At 35.8% G+C, this 1,764-nt stretch carries 3 protein-coding genes and 1 pseudogene; all 4 read left to right on the forward strand.

The window, feature by feature from the left end; genetic code table 11:
- Window positions 1–35: 35 nt before the first annotated feature.
- Complete coding sequence (locus DFO72_RS28920; protein ID WP_113885590.1) at window positions 36–242, forward strand: DUF1657 domain-containing protein; 207 nt, start codon at window positions 36–38, stop codon at window positions 240–242.
- Between the two features lie 89 nt (window positions 243–331).
- On the forward strand, window positions 332–805 hold the full coding sequence (locus DFO72_RS28925) for a YhcN/YlaJ family sporulation lipoprotein (RefSeq protein WP_113885589.1): 474 nt from the start codon (window positions 332–334) through the stop codon (window positions 803–805).
- A 20-nt stretch (window positions 806–825) separates the two neighbouring features.
- Window positions 826–1,305, forward strand: a complete 480-nt coding sequence (gene spoVAC / locus DFO72_RS28930; RefSeq protein ID WP_113885588.1) for a stage V sporulation protein AC — start codon at window positions 826–828, stop codon at window positions 1,303–1,305.
- A pseudogene (locus DFO72_RS28935) lies at window positions 1,305–1,764 on the forward strand (stage V sporulation protein AD); the annotation flags it as partial. The gene spoVAC and the pseudogene DFO72_RS28935, both read left to right, overlap by 1 nt.

The following is a 1,764-nucleotide window of genomic DNA, read 5'->3' on the forward strand; positions in this document are numbered from 1 at the left end:
TAAGTTATTCAATTAAAAGAAAGAAGGAATCTAATATGACAGTTATTAATGACGTTAAGACAACTTTAGCAGGACTAAAAAGTGCTCAGGCTAGTTTCGAAACATTTGCTCTTGGTACAGAGAATTCACAAGCAAAGCAGCTTTACCAAGATGCTGCAAAACAAACCCAAGCTATTGTAGACAGCATTGGACCACGTATTCAACAAATCGAGCAAGAAGAACCTCAATATAAACAACAATAATTAGAAAAGAGAAAAGGTTGGTTGGATGGAGTGAACCAACCTTTCCCTTTTTTCGTCTTCTAATAATGGATAAAACATGAGGTGATTTCATGAAAGACAAAATAACTAAATTGAAAATTAGCTTTTTATTACTAACAGCTATCGGACTATGCTCAGGATGTGCCGGAAATCAAAAGCAGTTTACCAATAACAATGATGATGCGAGTGTAGTAAAAGTACATACAAAAAAGCCAATTGATCAATCTATTGCTAACGAAGTAAAAGAAAAGGTAATAAAAAGAGAAGAGATTTCAAGTGCAAAGGCTGTCAATACAGATAAGGAGTTATTATTGGCCGTAAAAGTCGATAATTTTGACAGATTTCGATTAAAGGAAATTGAAAAAAAAGTAAAATCAGACTTGAAAGAAGAATATACAGACTATAAAATTCTCGTCTCAACTGATTCAAAAATGTATATGGAATTGGAGCAATTAGAACATAAGTTACAAGAAGATAAGATAAAAATGAAAGCTTTAAAAAAAGAATTCGACACAATCAAAAGCCTTATGAAGGAAAAAACATAATGAAAGAAGGATAGGTAGTCATGTCAAATAACCAAAAGAAAAACTTAACCCCTGTTCAACAGGAATACCAAACATTTCAAGATGAACGTGAAGTAAAGCGGCCAATAGTACGAAATTGTATAAAGGCTTTTTTAGTTGGCGGTGTTATTTGTCTGATTGGTCAGGTAATTCAATCTTTCTTTATTTATAATTTTGATTTTACTGACCAAACTGCCGGAAATCCAACGGTAGCTGTTATGATCTTTCTGTCTATGCTCTTAACGGGTTTTGGTGTCTATGACCGACTTGCCCAATTCGGTGGTGCAGGTTCAGCAGTTCCTGTTACTGGTTTTGGAAATGCGGTAATTTCAGCAGCAATTGAACACAGAACAGAAGGTATCGTTCTAGGTGTCGGAGGTAATATGTTTAAATTAGCAGGATCGGTTATTATGTTTGGTGTGTTTTCAGCTTTTGTCATTGCAACAATTAAAACGATGCTGATTCAATGGGGTGGTTTGTAATGTTATCGGGAACTCGCACATGGTTGTTTCAAAATGAACCGGTGATCGTTTCAACAGGAACCGTAGGGGGACCATTTGAAGCACGGGGAAAAATTCCAAAAGATTTTGATCTGTTACATGGGGATATTTGGTTAAGGCAAGATTCATTTGAAAAGGCGCAAAAGGTAATGTTAGAGGAAGCATGCCAAAAAGCAATGGAAAAAGCAGGCGTTCAACAAGAACAAGTTCAATTTTTCCTTGGAGGAGATTTGATTAATCAAATTACGCCTACTAGTTTTGCAATAAAAACATTTGGATACCCTTATTTTGGTTTATTCGGTGCGTGTTCAACTTCTATGGAAGGGTTGGCACTAGGAGCATTCATTGTAAATTATGGAGGGTCAACCTGTTTAATGACAGGGGCTTCTAGTCATAACGCTGCAACTGAAAAGCAATTTCGATATCCAACGGAATATGGAG

Origin of the sequence: Cytobacillus oceanisediminis (genome assembly GCF_004366035.1) — a bacterium.
GTDB lineage: Bacteria > Bacillota > Bacilli > Bacillales > Cytobacillaceae > Cytobacillus > Cytobacillus oceanisediminis_C.